This is a genomic window from Aerococcus sanguinicola, assembly GCF_008726925.1.
Lineage (GTDB): Bacteria > Bacillota > Bacilli > Lactobacillales > Aerococcaceae > Aerococcus.
On the sequence record NZ_VYWO01000003.1, the window covers coordinates 81,671 to 100,446 of the forward strand.

The following is an 18,776-nucleotide window of genomic DNA, read 5'->3' on the forward strand; positions in this document are numbered from 1 at the left end:
TATAGGAAAGAAGGAATCCCAATGAAAATTGCCCCATCCATTCTGAGTGCGGATATGTCCGCCTTTGCGAGTGAAGTGAAACGGATTGAAGACGCCGGTGCCGACTGGGTCCATATTGACATCATGGACGGCCACTATGTCCCGAATTTGACCTTTGGGGCCCCGATTGTTGCTGCCCTCCGCCCCAAGTCCAAGCTCTTCTTTGACTGCCATCTGATGGTGGCCCGGCCCGAAGACTTTGTGGATAGCCTGGCCGAAGCGGGGGCGGACCAAATGACTGTCCACGCCAATGCCAGCCAGCACCTCCATGCCCTGATCCAAAAGATCCACAAGCAGGACATGAAGGCTGCAGTGGCCCTGAACCCAGCGGACCCTGTCAGCTTGGTCGAACCTGTCTTAGGCCAAGTGGATATGGTCCTCGTGATGACCGTTAACCCTGGCTTCGGTGGCCAGGCCTTCCTGCCTGAAGTGACCGATAAGATCAGCCAGCTGGTCCGTTTGCGCCAAGAGCGGGAATTGGACTTCCTGATCCAAGTTGACGGGGGGATCACCGACCAGACCATCAAGACCTGCTATGACAAGGGAGCGGATGTCTTTGTCGCTGGGTCCTATGTCTATGGCCAGGATGACGTCGAACAAGCCATCCTCTCCCTGAGAGAAGCGGTGATTTAATGGGCGAAAAACAAGCCCTCTTGGTGGGGAGCGGGGACCTGGAGGACAAGTGGCTAGACCGCCTGGATCTGGGCCCCGACGACTTCTGCCTGGGCGTGGACAAGGGGGCGCTCCGTCTCCTGCAAGCGGGCCTGCCCTTGGACCTGGCCCTGGGTGACTTCGACTCGGTGTCTGCCCAAGAGAAGGCCTGGATCCAGTCTGAGGCCAAGCAAGTCGTGGAATTACCTGCTATGAAGGATGCGACCGACTTGGAGGAAGCCTTGGACTATCTCTTAGCTATCAACTGGCAGGGGCAGGTCCGCTGCCTGGGCTTTCTCGGGGGGCGCTTGGACCACACCTTGAGCGTGGTTTGGCTGGGTTATGAGGACCGCTACCAGGACTTACTGGAGCGGCTGACCTTTGAAGACCCTTATAACAGCCTAGGCTTCCTCTTGCCCGGTGACCACCAAGTCGACCGCCAGCCCGATAAGGTCTACCTGTCCTTTATTGGCTTGGGCCCGGTTGCGGATCTGAGCCTGGACCAGGTGCTTTATCCTCTGGACCACTACCAGATGACGGTGCCGCGCGCCTTTATCTCCAATGAATTTCTGCCGGATGCGGACCAGATGAACTTGTGCTTTACTTCTGGCCGGCTCTTGGTTATCCAGAGTCGGGACGCCTGGCGCTAAAAAAATTCCTTGCGGGGTGAAGGACTTTATGCTATCATTATTTGGTACATGATTTTTGAACGAAGGGAGTATGATGACATAATGGCTAAAGAATGCTACTTCACAGGTCGTAAAGCAAAAACAGGAAATAACCGTTCTCACGCTTTAAACGCTTCAAAACGTTCATTTAAAGCAAACTTACAAAAAGTTCGTATTATTGAAGACGGTAAACCTAAACGTGTATGGGCGTCAGCTCGTGCTATTAAATCAGGCCTGGTTAAACGTGCTTAAGGCAATTAAATAAGAAAAACGAAGCGGAGATGTGGATCTCGGCTTCTTTTTTTGTGCTAGGGGGACGGTGCTAATGAGCATGCGTTGCGCTTTTGAATTTGGGCCTTGAAGAGCCATGGCACCGGCTCGAGCAGCTTCAGCTCTTGGAGCGAAGCGACTTAGAGATGAAGTTCAAGGCTGCGACAGCAGCGTTGCTACATCCTTCTCGCCTAGCAAGTCTCAAACGGTGCGTACGGCTAACGCCTACGCACCGTAATTCGCTTTAGTCGGGTTCAGGCTAGCAGAAATAGCTCCTCTTCACAAAGAGTCGTCGAAGACTTTCAGTCTTCTTTGCCTCTTTGTTCCAGAGGTCTATTTCTCCCGCTAGCCCTCGCACCCTGAAGCTTGCTTGTTCATGGCTAAGGCCCAACTTCAACGCTCCACTCCTGCTCACAACACGAATAGCAAAAAAGTATTTTAATTCGAGTTTTATCAAAAAAGCTTGAAATCAGGTCTGCTTTGATTTTATGTGTGGTGGGGGATGAGATGGTGCTGGTGAGCATATGTTGCGCTTTTGAATTTGGGCCTTGAATGGCTAGAGGTTCGAGGACGGCTGGTGCCGTCTCGTGCTTTATCCGTAAGTCGCTAAAGCTCCAACGGCTAAACACCACCGGCATGTTCAGCGAAGAAGATGCCGGATAGGGGGCAATGTGCTCGTCTCAACCTAGTTTTTTCTTTTATCTAGACTTTTCCCCTTAAAAGGGTTGACATATGAAAAGTTGTTCAAGTATAATAAAGGTACGAATGAACGGAACTTCATGTAAGCCCTTGACAAATAAATGAACAGTTATTCATGTGTAACTAATCCGATCTAAGGAGGAAAATCAAATGTCTGAGAAAAGTTTAGAGGTCCAAGGACGCAAGGTCCGGGCGGCCGCTGAAGACCAACACGACCACGATGGCAAGTTGCCTGTGATGATGTATTTTGTCGGTTTAGCTGCTTTCTTCGTTGGCCTTTACCTGGAGGCGCGAGGTTTGGCCTATGCCAGTCTGGCCTTTACCCTGGCCATCGTGACAGCAGGCTACCATATTATTCTCGAAGGTTTTGGCGATACCATTCGTCGGAGCCTAGAAGCGAAGAAGTTTTTACCTAATATCCACTTCCTCATGGCCCTGGCTACGGCAGGGGCGATGGCGATTGGGAACTTCGAGGAGGGTGCGCTCTTGATTGTGATTTTTGCCGGGGCCCACTTCCTTGAAGACTATGTGGATGGCAAGAGTAAGCGCGAAATTACCAATCTATTACAAATGAATCCGACCGAGGCACGCTTGATCCTAGCTAATGGAGATACCCAAGTGGTGCCGGTTGACCAGGTTAAGCTGGGCGACCATTTGAAGGTGCTCAACGGCGACCAGATTCCTACCGATGGGGTGATTTTAACCGGCTTGACCACAGTGGACGAGTCCTCTATCAATGGCGAGAGCATGCCTAAGGAGAAGGGAGAAGGGGATGAAGTCTTCGGGTCGACCATCAATGGGACCGGGACCTTCACCATGCTTGTCACTAAGGACAGTTCGGAGACCGTTTTTGCCCAGATCTTAGACATGGTTAACCAATCCCAGTCCAGCCTGACCAAGACGGCCAGCCTGATCCAACGTTTAGAACCCAAGTATGTGACCTTTGTCCTCCTGCTCTTCCCCCTCGTTCTCTTAGCCGGCCCTTACATCTTCGGTTGGACCTGGGAGATGAGCCTCTACCGGAGCATGGTCTACCTGATTGCTGTTTCTCCCTGCGCCCTGGCTGCCAGTGCGGTGCCCGCTACCCTAGCGACCATCTCCAACCTGTCCAAAAAAGGTGTCCTGGTCAAGGGTGGGGCCTATCTCTCCCAAGTCGCGGACCTTCAAGCAATCTCCTTCGACAAGACCGGGACCCTGACCTACGGCAAACCGAGCGTGACCGATGTCTACTTCGATGAGAGCGTGGATGAAGCGGAGATGGTCGACATCCTAGTTGCCATGGAAAAGGAATCCAACCACCCCCTAGCGAGTGCCATCCTCAAGCACTTCACGCCCCAGACAACACCGGCCCTCAGTGTGCAAAACGAACTCGGCCGGGGCTTGTCCGCCGACTACCAAGGCCAGACCTACCGTATCGGCAAACCGACTTCCTTCGCCCAAGTCCATCCCGACATGGCGGCCAAGCAAGTGGCCCTGGCCCAAGAAGGGAAGACAGTGGTCTACCTGGCAGTGAATGAGCAAGTGGTCGGCTTGATCGCCCTCATGGACCTGCCTAACCCCGCAGCCCAAGCGGCGATCGACTACTTCAACCAGGCGGGCATCCACACCACCATGATTACGGGTGATGCGGAACTGACCGGCCAAGCCGTGGGGCGGATGATCGGCATCCAAGAGGTGGTGGCCAATGTCATGCCAGAAGACAAGGCCAGTATCGTCGCTGACCAGAAAACCCGCTTCGGCACGACGGCGATGTTGGGAGACGGTGTCAACGATGCGCCAGCCCTAGTCACCGCTGATGTCGGCGTAGCCATGGGGGATGGGACCGACGTGGCCATGGATGTGGCAGACTTGGTCCTCATGCAGAACGACCTCTCCAAGATGGTCTACGCCCACCAGCTGGCTAAGAAGATGGACCGGATCACCTGGCAAAACATTGCCTTCTCCATGCTGGTTGTCCTGACCCTAGTAACCCTCAACTTCCTGGGTAAGATGGATATCGCCATCGGGGTAATCATGCACGAAGGCTCAACCATCCTGGTCATCCTCAATGCCCTCCGCCTTCTGATGACCCCGCGTGACTTTAAGTCATAGCTTGAATAAAAGGGTCTTGGGGGAGCCTTCGTCCCAGCCTCTTGAATATCAAACGAATGAATAGCGAACGCTCGAAAAAATCCTCGGCGTTCGCTTTTTTTGTGGCAGGAGTTCAAGGACCCAATTCAACAGCGTAAGGCATGGTCACTTGCGATTACCATTAAGCCATCTTTTTATGATTAGATAGCTTTTTAAATAATAAATCGCTTAATTTACATAATTTACTAGAAGAATATAGTATAATGGGAGAGAATGTGTAGAAATTGTGCTTTGAATCCGTTACACTATTCATAAGGATTTTTTAGATTAATAGCTTCATATACCTATAAGGAGGCTTTTTAGATGACAGTAAAAATGGAAGCAAAACATGGTGAAATTGAAATTAGTGATGAAGCCATTGCCATGGTAGTTGGTAAGGCCACGACCCAGAATTACGGGGTGGTCGGTATGGCCTCGAAGAATCAAATTCGTGACGGCATCCAAGAGATCCTCAACCGGGAAAACTATGCGCGCGGCGTGGTGGTCCACAGCGAGGATGAGCGTGTAGTGGTTGACGTCTATATTATCGTGAACTATGGAACAAAGATCTCCGAGATTTGCCGCAATGTTCAAAGTTCGGTGAAGTTTGAGCTCGAAAAAGTCTTAGGACTTTCTGCCAATGTGGTGAATGTCTTTGTCCAAGGCATCCGAACAGATGTCGACTAGGATAGCTTGAGGAGGTTTAATGTGAATTCGATTGATGCAAAAGAGTTAATAAATATGATTTCAGTCGGGGCCAAGCGCCTCGAAGACCAGGCGGAATTTGTCAATTCCTTGAATGTCTTCCCCGTGCCAGATGGGGATACAGGGACCAATATGAGCCTGTCCTTCTCATCCGGTTATGAGCTCGTGAAGACGAACAGTGCCCCAGCTGTGGGAGAGGTCGCCCAAGACCTGGCCAAGGGACTCTTGATGGGGGCCCGGGGCAACTCCGGCGTCATCCTGTCGCAATTGTTCCGCGGTTTCGCTAAGGGCTGTGAGGCCAAGGAAGTGCTCTCCGGCCAGGACCTAGCGGAAGCCTTTAACCATGGGGTAGAAACGGCTTATCAGGCCGTGATGAAGCCAGTGGAAGGGACCATCTTAACGGTGGCTCGGGAAGCAGCCGAAGCGGGGATGGCAGCGGCCAAACAGCAGGATGACCCCATCTATGTTATGGAAGAAGTCCACAAGGGGGCCGAAGAAGCTCTGATCAAGACCCCTGAACTCCTGCCTGTCCTCAAAGAAGTGGGCGTTGTCGATAGTGGGGGCCAAGGCCTCTTCATCATCTATACCGGCTTCCTGGAAGCCCTCAAAGGGGAGAAGATTGAGCTGGACGACAAGCTCGGCATGTCCCAGGCGGATGTGACCGAACTGGCCCACCAGGAGAACTACTTCAAGACCTCCCATGCCGTGTCCAATGAAGACATCACTTATGGCTATTGTACGGAAATCATGGTCAAACTGGGCGAAGGGGAGACCGTGACCGACAGCTTCGACTATGAGACCTTCCGTAACTTCCTCAATGACCTGGGGGATTCCCTCCTCGTGGTCAATGATGAAGAAGTGGTCAAGGTCCATGTCCACACCGAACACCCGGGCCAAGTCCTCGAATACGGGCAAAAATTTGGGTCGCTGATTAAGATCAAGGTGGACAATATGCGCCTCCAACACGACACCATCCTTGAAGGCAAGGCCCAAGCCCAAGCGCCGGCCAAGCCCAAGGAAAAGATTGCCGTGATTGCGGTGGCAGCTGGCCAAGGGATCCAAGACATGTTCCAGAGTCTTGGCGTTTCTAAGGTCATCAACGGCGGTCAGACCATGAACCCGTCGACCGAAGACATTGTGAAGGCAGCCCAAGAAGTTAATGCTGAAAGCTATTTGATCTTGCCAAACAATAAGAATATCTTCATGTCCTCCAAGCAGGCAGCGGATATCCTGGACCAAGAGACCCGCGTGGTGGAATCCAAGTCCATCTCCCAAGGTTTGACGGCGATGCTGGGCTACAACCCAGAAGCCAGCTTGGACGACAATGCGGACGCCATGACCAGCGAATTGGCCTATGTCAAGTCCGGTCAGGTGACAACCTCCGTCCGCGATACCAAGATTGGCGACCTGGAGATCAAGGAAGGCGACTACATGGGCATTGTCGATGGCGACATTATCGGCAGCCAAGCGGACCGTCAGGCGCAAACCCTAGCGACGGTTGAGGCCATGTTAGACGAAGATTCTGAAATTGTGACCCTCTTCTTTGGTGAAGGGGTGGACCAAGCGGAAGCGGACGCTTTAGCCGAAGACCTGGAAGCTAAGCACCCTGACCTTGAGTTCGAGGTCCACGAAGGCAAGCAGCCGGTCTATGCTTATTTGATTTCGGTGGAATAGGGCCTGGCTTAATTGAAACCTGCAGTGAGCATACGTTTCGCTTTGATTTTGCCCGTTAAAGAGCCACGGCACCGGCTCGAGCCAAGGTCTCTCGCCTAGCGAGACTCAAAGGGGCCGTACGGCTATCGCCTACGTCCCCTAATTCGCTTCGCTTGCTTCTACGTGGCTAACGAGCAAAATCAAGCTTCACTTCTGCTCAAAAGGGCAAGGTTAAATGGACTTGAAAAACTAGCGCTCTAAACCCGAATGGTGCAATGAGTATACGATAAAAAGTAAACTATTATTTTCGGTCAAATGATTGAAAGAACAAAAGGGCTTCTGCTGTTTCAGGCGGAGGCCTTTTGTTTTGGGCATGGTATTATGAGCATGCGCTCCGCTTTGAAAGTGATCGTTATATGATTAGAGGGTCGAGGACGGCTAGTGCCGTCTCGTACTTTATCCGTACGTCGCTGTGCTCCTACGGCTAAAGCAGCACCGGCTCGAGCAGCTTCAGCTCTTGGAGTGAAGCGACTTAGAGATGAAGTTCAAGGCTGCGCCAGCAGCGTTGCTACACCCTTCTCGCCTAGCGAGACTCAAAGGGGCCGTACGGCTATCGCCTACGTCCCCTAATTCGCTTCTAGTCGGGTTCGAGGATGCAGAAAGGGCTCCTCTTCGCAAAATCCCATCGAAGGCCTTCAGCCTTCTCTGGTCTTTTACTCCAGAGGTCCCTTTCTCCCGCATCCTCTCACACCCTGAAACTTGCTTGTTCATGGCTAACGATCACTTTCAAGCTCCACTCCTGCTCATAAAGGTATAGCTAAGCTAACAGATAATTCATACCATCAAAAAGAAGAATAATATCTTCAATGATTGAAGAGTGTAAGGGCAGTGTCAATGTAAATTGTTGTGGTAAAAGGGCTTCTGCTATTTTAGGCGGAGGCCTTTTTGTTTTGGAAATCGCATGATGAAGCTGCCTTTCGCTTTTGAATTTACCCCGAGTAAAGTCATGCGCCCTGGCATGAGGTACCCGTTTTGTATCTTTTACTCGAGCTGCTGGGGGTCTTCTGTATTTTCAGGGGAATTGCTTGTGGGCGGATCATCATTTAGTGTTATAATACGCTTAATGAGGAAATTGCTAAGCCCAGTGCTGGTGGGCAGTGGGCGTGGGAGGAATGTTGGAATGAACGGTAAGCAGACAAATATTGGGATTTTGGACTTTATTCCCCGGGATAAGGATACAACGGCGGTGGATGCTTTTGATAGCTCGGCCCAGCTGATCCAGTATGCGGACCAGCGCCAGTTAAAGCGCTATTGGTTTGCGGAACACCACAGCACACCGTCGATTTTTAGCTCGAGTCCATTCTTATTGACCGCGCACTTTGCCGCGAAGACGGATCAGATCCGTGTGGGGGTAGGCGGCGCTATGGTCAACAACCAATCGACCTATCAGATGGCGGAGAAGATCCGCACCCTGCAAGCTATGTACCCCAACCGGGTAGATGCGGGCTTGGGCAAGAGTCGGTCAGGGGATGCCATGAATGATATCCTGGACCGGGAAAGTTTCCAGTCGGATTTGACCTATGAGGAGAAATTACTGGCGACGGGGGCCTTCCTGACCAGTTCTTTTCCGGAGGGCCACCCCTATGCCAACCGGCTCTTGATTCCCCACCGGGTGGGGGACCAGCCTGAGCTCTTCATCCTCGCAGGGAGCGCGAATAATGTCCAAGCAGCTGCTGAGATGGGCTTTGGCCTAAACTACGGGCTCTTTATCAATAGCGACCTGGAGGAGGCCCAGCGCGCGATTGCGACCTACCGGGAACATTTCCGGGCTTCGGCCTTTTTCAGCCAGCCCCATGTGATTGTCTCCCTCTATGTGGTGACCGCTTATGATGCCAGCCTGCTTCCGGCCTTGGAGACAGCGGTCGATTATTGGAGCCTGGCCTTTAAGTTCGATAAGCGGTCCGTCTACCAGCTCCTCTCGGTCGAGGACGCGGCAGACTTCCCCTTTGACCAGGAGGAGGCGGCCACTTTAGCCGCCATGAAGGACCAGAAAGTGGTCGGCACACCCAAGCAGGTGGCCAGCCAGCTCCAGGCCTTGAAGAAGCGACTGGACTGCGATGAATTCATGGTGCTCAACCAATTGCCCGCCCATATCTACCGTAAGCAGCTCATCGAAATCATGAGCGAGATAGTGATTTAAGGGCATTTATGTTAGAATTAAAGATGAATACTTAGAAGGGAAGTGAAGCACGATGTCAAGTCTTTCCGATCCGGTGACTAAGATCCCAGGGGTAGGCCCCAAGACGGCCGAACGCCTGGAAAAAATTGGAATTATCACGGTGAAGGACTTGCTCTACCACTTCCCTTTTCGCTATGAGGACTTGTCGGTCAAGGATGTGGCTGAATTAGAGGATGGGCAGAAGGCAACGGTCATGGGCCGGGTGACCACCCCCGCTGTCGTCGATTATTTCCGCGGTAAGAAGGGGAGCCGGCTGACCTTCACCCTGGCTGTCCAGCACGAGGTCTTGCGGGTGGTCTTCTTCTACCAGCCCTATCTCAAGGACAAGGTCAAGCCCGGTGAGGACATGATCATCTATGGGAAGTTCGATGCCAAGCGCCAACAGATGATCGGCCAGCGGATCATTGACCTGGCCCAGTCAGAGGACCTGAGCGAACAAGCCTCGGTCTACCGGCTGACCTCTGGACTCTCCCAGAAGCAATTGGTCAGCTATATCCGCCAGGCTTGGGAGCTCTATGGCGACCAGGTTCAGGAAGTTCTGCCGGATGAATTGCGCGAGAAGTATGGCCTGGTGACCCACCGCCAGGCCTTGGAGTGGATGCACTTTCCAGCGGATGGGGCGGCCTCCCGCCAGGCCCGCTACCAGATCAAGTACCAGGAGTTCTTTCTCTATATCCTGCGCATCCAATGGCGGAAGTTAGTCAAGCGGCGGACCGACCGGGGGATTGCCATCGCTTATGACAACCAGGACCTGGTCCACTTTATCCAGTCCATCCCCTTTGAGCTGACCCAGGGGCAAAAGCAGGTGGTCAATGAGATCTGTGCAGACCTCCGCCAGCCCTATCAGATGAACCGGCTCCTCCAGGGGGATGTGGGGAGCGGGAAAACGGTGGTGGCCTTCATTGCCCTCATGGCAGCGGTCTACGGGGGCTACCAGGGGGCCTTCATGGTGCCCACCGAGATCCTGGCCGACCAACACTTCCAATCTGCCCAAAGCCTCCTGCCTGCTGATGTCAAGCTAGCCTGCCTGACCGGGTCGACCAAGGCCGCCGACCGCCGGCAGATCCTGGATGACTTGGCTAATGAGGACCTGGACCTGGTGGTTGGGACCCATGCCTTGATCCAAGACGATGTCGACTTCGCCCAGCTTGGCTTCATTATTATTGATGAGCAGCACCGCTTTGGCGTCAAGCAGCGGGCCCGGTTGATCGAGAAGGGCAAGTGGGCCCTGCCCAATGTCCTCTATATGACGGCGACCCCCATTCCACGGACCCTGGAGATTACGACCATGGGGGATATGGACGTTTCCAAGCTCAAGGAACTCCCCAGCGGCCGCCAGCCCATCACCACGACTTGGTTGCGGCCCAGCCAGGAAGACACTGCCCTCGACCAGCTCGAAGCTGAGCTCAGGCGGGGGCACCAGGCTTATATCATCTGCCCCCTGATCGCTGAATCAGAGACCCAGGAAGCCCAGAATGCTGAGGAAATCTACCAGCGCTTTTGTACTTACTTTGCTGGGCGCTTCCAGGTGGGCCTCCTCCATGGTAAAATGTCTAACGAGGACAAGGACCAGGCCATGGCCGACTTCCAGAGCCAGGCCAGCCAGGTTCTGGTCGCAACGACGGTGGTGGAAGTGGGGGTCAATGTCCCCAATGCGACCTTTATGATGATCCTGGATGCTGACCGCTTCGGCCTCGCCCAGCTCCACCAACTGCGCGGACGGGTCGGCCGGGGGGATGCCCCGTCCTATTGTGTCTTGATTGCCGACCCCCACACCGAGAACGGCCGGGAGCGGATGGCCATTATGACCCAGTCGACGGATGGCTTCTACTTGAGCCAGGCCGACCTGGAACTCAGGGGTGCGGGGGATTACTTTGGCACCAAGCAGAGCGGCCTCCCTCATTTCAAGCTGGCTGATCCCCTGGCGGATGCGACCATCCTCGAAGCAGCCCGCCAGGATGTGGGCTATTTTATCCCCCATCTGGAGACCCATGCTGGCGACTATCCTCAGCTGCTGGCCTATCTCAAGGCCCAGGACCAGGACGTCCAGGCCTAACTTACCAAGCGAATCGTGATGAAAAAATCTTAAAACGAAGGATAAAAGGAGACAAAAATGAGAATTGCAATTGATGCCATGGGCGGCGACCACGCCCCAGAAGTACCCCTCAGAGGAGCTCTCAAGGCAGCCCAGGAATACCCGGACTTAGAGCTCCGAGTTTACGGCCGGCCAGACGACCTGGCCCCCTACCTGCCTGAGAATCTGCCGACCAATATCCAAGTCCTTGCGACCGAGGAAGTCATCGGGACGGCGGAAGAACCCGTCAAGGCCCTCCGTCAGAAGAAGCAATCGTCCTTAGTCCTTGGCTTAAAGGCCGTGCGTAAGGACCAGGCCGATGCCTTTATTTCGGCGGGGAATTCCGGTGCCCTAATGGCTGGTGCCTTGATGCAAGTGGGGCGGATGAAGGGCATTAGCCGGCCCGCCTTCCTGGTCAACATGCCCTGCTTCACGGACTTCAACAAGTCCTGGGTCCTGATCGATGGGGGAGCCAATGTGGACAACAAGCCGGCCCACCTCCACCAGTATGCGCTCATGGGGTCAGCCTATATGCGGGCGGTCAAAGGGATTGACCAGCCCCGGATTGGCCTCTTGAACAATGGCAAGGAAGCCGGCAAGGGCAACCAATTGACCCAGGCTGCCTATGAGCTCCTCAGCCAGGAAGAGAACATTCATTTCATTGGGAATGTGGAACCCAGCGAAGTCCTCAACGATGCCTGCGATGTGGTTGTTGCGGATGGTTTTGCGGCCAACATGGTCCTCAAGAGCCTGGAAGGGGCCAGTAAAGCCTTTGTGACCCTCTTATCCGACACCTTGAAGACAACCTCCTGGAAGAGCAAGCTGGCTGGTCTCCTGGTGAAAGAAGACCTCAAGCAGACTTTTGCAGGGCTGAACTCAGACAATATCGGAGCTGGGGTCGTCTTTGGCGTCAAGCAGCCTGTTCTCAAATGCCACGGCTCAGCCAAGGACGATGCCTTCTACTACGCCATCCTACAGGCCCGGCAGATGGTCCAAAGCCAGCTCTATGACCAACTCGCCCAAGATTTTGAAGCCCTGGCCCAAGCCGACCAAGCGAAGAAAGAGGACGATTAAGATGGAAGTCGAATTGAAAGTCTTTCAGATGATTATTGACCGCTACGGGGTGGAAGCAGAGCGGGTCAGTCGGGACCTGTCCTTTGCTGACGACCTCGGCGCGGATTCCCTGGATGTGGTGGAACTGATTATGGAGCTGGAGGATATCTTCAGTATCCAGATTCCTGATAGGGAGGTGGAGGCCATTGAGACAGTTGGCGATGTCCTGGACTATATCCGCGAAAACGTCCCCGCCAAGGAGGCCAAACACTGACCGATAGATAGCGATGGAATGTCCGAGCCCAGCTGGATATTCCATCGCTTAGTCTATTTTATTTGTAAGAAATTTAACTGTGCTAGTGAGCATCCGCTCCATCTTGAAAGTGATCGTTAAATATTTAGAGGGTCGAGCACGGCTGGTGCCGTCTCGTACTTTATCCGTACGTCGCTTTGCTCCTACGGCTAAAACAGCACCGGTTCGGGCAGCTTCAGCTCTTGGAGCGAAGCAACTTAGAGATGAAGTTCAAGGCTGCGCCAGCAGCGTTGCTACATCCTCCTCGCCTAACGAGCTTCAAAGTTAGAGTGTGACAGAAGTCGTTAAGCTCTGAACCACTGGAGCAAAGGGTGGAAGAACCTTGTTAAAGATTCGGCTAAGCTTTGTGAAGTGGAGTCAGAGCTGACTTCTGGAGCAGATTTGGGCTCGTAACGGCTTACGCCGACGATCCCTAATTCACATCTAGTCGGGTTCGGTCTGGCAGCTTTCCTGTCACTTCACAAGTCTCCGCCGCAGTCTGTGAGACTGCTCTGGTGACTTGCTCCAGTGAAGGAAAGCTAAGCGCCAGCCCTCACACCCTTTTCCTTGCTTGTTCATGGCTAACGATCACTTTCAAGTTCCGCTCCTGCTCACAAGTAAATGGCAAAAATACATAAATATTAGTGCTAGAATAAAAATATAAATCAGACTAGCAAACGCTGGTTTTGTCTTAGAAGCAGCAATTTTTGAATATAAGAAAAGCGATAATGACCAAAACAACATCAGTTCGACTAGCTTCTGTCTTATAATATATTTGGTTTATTAATTAAATGAAATACGACCAATTTAGCTTTTTTAAAAGCAAAGGCATATTTATTAGTTGAATTCATAAATTCTTTATTTTATTAGATTTTGAAATTGCTGATAGGATTTTATGAATTTAACAATTTATTTTATGAGCAGGAGTGGAGCGTTGAAGTTGGTCCTTAGCCACGTCTAAGCAAGCAAAGCGAATTACGGCTAGTAGGCTAATTCCTTAGCCGTACTAGCCGTTTGAGTCTTGCTAGGCGAGAGACTAAGGCTCGAGCCGGTGCCGTGGCTTTATAAGGACCAAATTCAACAGCGCAACGGATGCTCATTAGCACAGCTATTATCATAAAAATTCACCCATTACAAAAATAGAAAGCGAGCGATTGCTATGAATTTTGATGCGATTAAGGATTTATTTGCTAGCCAGTTTGGTTTAAAAATCCAAAACCTGGCTTATTATGAGACAGCCTTCACCCATTCCAGCTATGTGAATGAGAAGAAGCGCGAAGATTTGACGGACAACGAACGAATCGAGTTTTTAGGGGATGCGGTGATTGAGCTCTTGGTGTCCAACTACCTCTATGCCCACTATCCTGAACTCAAGGAAGGGGACCTCTCCCGCTTCCGGGCCCGGATTGTCTGTGAAGAGAGCCTGTCCAAGCGCTGCGTGGAAGTCGGCTTTGACCACTTGATCCGCCTGGGCAAGGGGGAAGAAGCCAACGGGGGCCGTAAACGTCCCGGCCTCCTCTGCGATCTCTACGAAGCCGCCTGTGGAGCCGTCTACAAGGACCTGGGACTCGAAGCAGTGGAAGTGATCCTGGCTGATAACATCTACCCTAAGATTGAAGCCGGACGTTTTGACCGCCAAGTGGACCCTAAGACCGCTCTCCAGGAAGAACTCCAAAAGAACGGCGAAATTCAGCTTTCCTATGACTTGATCGAAGCCAGCGGACCAGCCCACAACCGGGTCTTCCGCATGGCGGTCTCCCTCGACGGGCAAGTCATCGGAGAAGGCCAGGGCCAGTCTAAGAAGGCCGCCCAACAAGCGGCAGCCCAAGAAGCCTTAGACCGCCTAGCCCAAGACAAGCACTAGAAGGGGGCTTTCAGTGTATTTAAAGTTAATTGAATTAACCAGCTTTAAATCCTTTGCCGATAAGACACGGATTGAATTGGACCGGGGCTTTACGGCCATTGTCGGCCCCAACGGTTCGGGTAAGTCCAATATTACCGAAGCTATCAAGTGGGTTTTGGGCGAGCAGTCAGCTAAGTCCCTTCGCGGCAAGCGGATGGATGACGTGATCTTTGCGGGCTCAGAGGCCAAGCGCAAGGCCCAGTATGCCGAAGTGACCCTGACCTTCAACAATGAAGACCGGGTCCTCGATATTGACCAGGACGAGGTGTCCATCAGCCGGCGCTATACCCGGTCTGGAGAAGCCACTTACATGATCAACCGCCGCCAGTGCCGGCTCAAGGACATCACGGAATTAATGCTCGATACAGGGGTAGGCCGGGATTCCTTCTCCATTATCTCCCAAGGCCGGGTGGAGGCGATTTTCACCCAGAAGGCGGAAGAGCGGCGGGGGATCTTCGAAGAGGCAGCCGGCGTGATGAAATACAAGAGTCGCAAGGTCGAAGCCGAGCGCAAATTGGCCCGGGCCGAAGACAATCTCAACCGGATCGAAGATATCCTGGCTGAAGTGGCTGGCCGCCTGGGTCCCCTGGAAGACCAGCGCAATGTGGCCTTGACCTATAAGCGGACCAAGCAGGAACTCTCTGAGATTGAGATTGCTCTGACCTCGGTCCAGGTGGAGACCCTGTCTGAGCAGTGGCAGGTGGCCCAGCGCGACCTGGAAGCCTGCAAGGACCAGGTGAACCAGCTCAAGGCCGACTTGGCAGCGGACCAAACCCAAGCCGACCAGGTCCAGGCCCAGGAAGAAGCTAAGGAAGACCAGGTCAACCAGCTGCAAGCAGACTATGTGGATACCGTCCAAAAGGCGGAGAAACTCCAAGGGAAGATCCGCCTCTACCAAGAGAAGCAAGACTTCCACCAGCGCGACCAGACCAGCCAGCAGAGCTTCTTAGCTGAGCTCGACCAGGGCATCCAGGCGGCCAAGCAGGAAGTCCAAGACCTGAGCATGCACCTGGACCGGGTGCGCCAGGATTATGCCAACCAAGAAGCTGAGCACAAACGCCTCAACCAGGCCCTGACTGAACTGACGTCGGGCCAAGAGGAGGTCTTGGAGGAGAAGCGCAATGCCTATATCGATGCCCTCCAAGGCCAGGCCCGCTACGCCAATGAACACAAGGAAGTCACTAAGGAAGGCGACCGGCTCAAGGACCAATTGACCCGCTACCAGACTAAGCAGACCCAAAAGCAGGCCCAATACGATGACTTGTCCAAGCAGCGGGAGGCAAAGGCCCAAGCCTACCAGGACCGGCAAGGCCAGACCCAAGACTTACTCAGCGACTACCAGGACCTCGCCGACCAGGCCAAGGCCTACCAAGCGGACCTGGAGGCCGCTGACCAAGCCTACCGCCAGGCTCATGAGCGGATGATCCAGGTCCAGGCCCGGCTGACCAGCCTGGAGGATTTGGAAGAGAGCCATGCTGGTTTCTTCTACGGGGTTAAGAATGCCCTGGGGATGAAGGAACAAATTCCTGGCATCCACGGGGCGGTAGCCGACCTGATCCAGGTTGATCCGACCTACACCGCAGCCGTCGAAACGGCACTCGGCGGGGGCCTGCAAAATATCGTCACCTCAGATGCCAAGGTGGCCAGCCAGGTCATCCAAGCCCTGAAGAAAAGACGCGGTGGCCGGGCAACCTTCCTCCCCCTAGCCGTTATCCGGCCCCGCCAGCTCAATGCCCAGGTCCTCAAGCAAGCCCAGGCCTGTCCGGGCTATGTGGGGGTCCTGGCTGACCTGGTCAGCTATGAAGCGACCTATCGGGATGTTATGATGAACCTGATGGGGACGACCCTGGTCGCTGACCACTTGGACCATGCCCGGCAGATGGCTGCCCAACTCGGCCAGCGCCAGCGGATTGTGACGCTGGTAGGGGATATCATCCATGCCGGTGGGTCAATGACCGGGGGCCAGCAGAAGCAGGATAAGAACGGCTTACTCTCGCGCAAGCAGGAGATCGACCGCCTGACAGCAGAAGTCCAAGAACTGAGCCAAGCCCAGTCGCAGAGCCAGGCCGCCCGCGAAAGCGTCCAAGCTAAGGGCCAGGCCATCCTAGAACAGATGGAAAGGGTCAAAGAAGCAGGCAGTGATAGCCGCTTGAAGGAGCAAGAGCTCAAGCAATCTCTGGACCAAATGGACCGGGACCTGGAAGCCCTTGCCCAAGACCTGGAACTATTAAGCCTAGACCAGGCCAGCGCCAGCGACCAAGTCCAGGACTTGGACCAGCGGGCAGCGGATTTAGAGCTGAAGTCCAAGGACCAAAGCCAGGTCGTCCAAGAACTTAAGGCCAGTATTGAACGGATGAACTTATCGGAATCCGACCGGGCCCAACGCCTCCAGGACTTCCAAGCCGAACTCCGCCAGTTCGAGAGCCAGTTCGCGGTGCTTGCGGAACAGAAGAAGCAGGCGGAGAAGGACTACCAGGCGGCCCAGGCTAGCCTCAAACAGAAGGAAGCAGACCAGGCCCAAACCCGCCAAGCCCTGGCCGAGCTCGACCAAGAACTCCAGGAACAAAGCGGCCAGGCAGAACGCTACCAGGCCGACTACCAAGAGGCCAAGGCCAAGCTCAAGGAAGTGGACCAGGCCCTCAAAGCCGCCCGGCAAGCCCGCAAAGACCTGCAGAAAGAAAGCCAAGCTCTGAGTCAAAAGCAAAAAGCCCTCAACGACCAGCTCCAGGAAGCCCTGGGCCAGCAAGCCAAGCTCGGCGCCACGGTCTCCCGCTATGAGGTCTCCATCGACAACCACTTGGACCACCTGCGGGAGGAATACGGCCTGACCTATGAGCGGGCCCGGGAGATCAGCCAGCTGGACATGTCCATGGAGGCGGCCTCCACTAAGGTCCGCCAGCTCAAGCAGGCCATTGAAGACCTGGGGCCCGTTAACCTAGCGGCCATCCAGGACTATGATGAGGTCAAGGAACGCCACGACTTTATGACCAAGCAGTGGGAGGATGCGGACCAGGCCAAGACCAATCTCTACCAGACCATTCAAGGGATCGACCAGGAGGTAAGTGCCCGCTTCAAGGCGAGTTTTGAAGCCATCCGTGATGCCTTTGAGACCGTCTTTCCCAAGCTTTTCGGCGGGGGCAAGGCGACCCTGGTTTTGACCGAGCCCAATGACCTCTTGCACACAGGGGTGGAAATCATGGCCCAACCCCCTGGCAAGCACCTCCAGCTCCTCAGCCTCCTATCCGGTGGGGAGCGGGCCCTGACCGCCATCGCCCTGCTCTTTGCCATCCTCCATGTCAAGACCATCCCCTTCACCATCTTAGATGAGGTGGAGGCTGCCTTGGACGATGCCAATGTCCGCCGCTATGGCCAGTATTTGCAGAATTTTTCTAAAGAAAACCAATTCATTGTGATCACCCACCGCAAGGGCACCATGGAAGCTGCCAATGTCCTCTATGGGGTGACCATGCAGCAATCAGGAATCTCCAAGCTGGCTTCGGTCAGCCTGGCAGACTTTGACCCAGACAAGATTGACGAAGGAAAGGAGTCATCTAATGAAAGCACTCGTCGCCATTGATCTAGACGGTACCTTATTGAATGATGAGAAAGCGGTGAGCCCAGGCAACCGCCAGGCCATCCAAGAGGCGCTCGCAGCAGGGGTTGACGTGGTGATTTGTACCGGCCGACCCCTGGCAGCCATTGAAGCCATCCTGGAAGAAATCGGCTTGGATTCAGCCGACCACTACAGCGTGACCTATAACGGGGCCTTAGTCCTAGCCAACCAGGGACAGGAGGTCCTCTTCGAAGAAAGTCTGACACGGGCTGACCTGGATCGGATCTATCCTGTCCTCTATGACTTGGCCCTCCCTCTAGAAGCTGTGGGTCGGGACCGGGTCTACCAGCTGCCCTATCCGGCCGGCTATCCCGGTCAGTACGGGGACCAGCGCGACTTCCTGCCGACTGAGCAAGTCCGTCTGGCAGACTTAGCCAGCGACCTGACCTTCCCCAAACTGGTGGTTGCCACAGTGCCGGACCACTTGGACGCCCAGATTCCTCAGCTGCCCCAGGCCTTCTACCAGGACTATTCCCTCATCCATTCCGTACCGGAAGAGCTGGAATTTATGGCCCAGGGCATTGACAAGGGCAAGGCCTTAGGGATCCTCGCTGAGCGTTTGGGTTACCGCCAAGACCAGGTCTATGCCCTAGGTGACGAGCGCAATGATGCCGCCATGTTCGCCTATGCCGGGACCAGTATCGCCATGGCCAATAGCCAGCCCGACATCCTGGAAGCGGCCGATTACGTCAGCAAGTCCAATAATGATGATGGGGTGGCCTATGCCCTTAGAGAATTTATTTTAAAAAAAGACGAAGACTTGATACAATAAGACCAGAAGCGACCAGCTGTCGCAGGAAAAAAGAAA

At 54.0% G+C, this 18,776-nt stretch carries 13 protein-coding genes; all 13 read left to right on the plus strand.

What is annotated here, in order from left to right:
* Window positions 1–15 precede the first annotated feature (15 nt).
* Window positions 16–672 (plus strand): ribulose-phosphate 3-epimerase, encoded by a 657-nt coding sequence (gene rpe, locus F6I03_RS05685; protein ID WP_141737881.1) that lies wholly within the window; start codon window positions 16–18, stop codon window positions 670–672.
* Window positions 672–1,340: a thiamine diphosphokinase gene (locus F6I03_RS05690; RefSeq protein ID WP_070431497.1), complete on the plus strand. Its 669-nt coding sequence runs from the start codon at window positions 672–674 to the stop codon at window positions 1,338–1,340. Before rpe ends, F6I03_RS05690 begins: the two co-directional genes overlap by 1 nt.
* An 81-nt stretch (window positions 1,341–1,421) precedes the next feature.
* Window positions 1,422–1,610, plus strand: a complete 189-nt coding sequence (gene rpmB / locus F6I03_RS05695) for a 50S ribosomal protein L28 (RefSeq protein WP_067976505.1) — start codon at window positions 1,422–1,424, stop codon at window positions 1,608–1,610.
* A gap of 867 nt (window positions 1,611–2,477) precedes the next feature.
* Window positions 2,478–4,418, plus strand: coding sequence for a heavy metal translocating P-type ATPase (locus F6I03_RS05700; RefSeq protein WP_070431496.1), 1,941 nt, complete (start codon window positions 2,478–2,480; stop codon window positions 4,416–4,418).
* 342 nt (window positions 4,419–4,760) lie between these two features.
* A complete protein-coding gene (locus tag F6I03_RS05705) occupies window positions 4,761–5,123 on the plus strand; it encodes an Asp23/Gls24 family envelope stress response protein (RefSeq protein WP_070431495.1) in 363 nt (120 codons plus the stop codon).
* Window positions 5,124–5,177: 54 nt separating this feature from the next.
* Window positions 5,178–6,815, plus strand: coding sequence for a DAK2 domain-containing protein (locus tag F6I03_RS05710; protein ID WP_070626289.1), 1,638 nt, complete (start codon window positions 5,178–5,180; stop codon window positions 6,813–6,815).
* 1,159 nt (window positions 6,816–7,974) lie between these two features.
* Window positions 7,975–8,994: an MsnO8 family LLM class oxidoreductase gene (locus F6I03_RS05715; protein WP_070430006.1), complete on the plus strand. Its 1,020-nt coding sequence runs from the start codon at window positions 7,975–7,977 to the stop codon at window positions 8,992–8,994.
* A 52-nt stretch (window positions 8,995–9,046) separates the two neighbouring features.
* Entirely contained in the window at window positions 9,047–11,089 is a 2,043-nt protein-coding gene (gene recG / locus F6I03_RS05720) for an ATP-dependent DNA helicase RecG (protein WP_070430005.1), read from the plus strand.
* Between the two features lie 57 nt (window positions 11,090–11,146).
* The gene (gene plsX, locus F6I03_RS05725; protein WP_070430004.1) at window positions 11,147–12,181 is read left to right on the plus strand and encodes a phosphate acyltransferase PlsX; all 1,035 of its coding nucleotides are present in this window, start codon (window positions 11,147–11,149) and stop codon (window positions 12,179–12,181) included.
* 1 nt (window position 12,182) lies between these two features.
* Window positions 12,183–12,434 (plus strand): acyl carrier protein, encoded by a 252-nt coding sequence (gene acpP / locus F6I03_RS05730; RefSeq protein ID WP_070430003.1) that lies wholly within the window; start codon window positions 12,183–12,185, stop codon window positions 12,432–12,434.
* Window positions 12,435–13,611: 1,177 nt separating this feature from the next.
* Entirely contained in the window at window positions 13,612–14,316 is a 705-nt protein-coding gene (gene rnc / locus F6I03_RS05735) for a ribonuclease III (RefSeq protein WP_070430033.1), read from the plus strand.
* 13 nt (window positions 14,317–14,329) lie between these two features.
* Complete coding sequence (gene smc, locus F6I03_RS05740; protein ID WP_070430032.1) at window positions 14,330–17,932, plus strand: chromosome segregation protein SMC; 3,603 nt, start codon at window positions 14,330–14,332, stop codon at window positions 17,930–17,932.
* Window positions 17,910–18,740, plus strand: a complete 831-nt coding sequence (locus F6I03_RS05745; protein ID WP_070430031.1) for a Cof-type HAD-IIB family hydrolase — start codon at window positions 17,910–17,912, stop codon at window positions 18,738–18,740. The genes smc and F6I03_RS05745 overlap by 23 nt, the downstream gene beginning before the upstream one ends.
* Window positions 18,741–18,776: the final 36 nt, after the last annotated feature.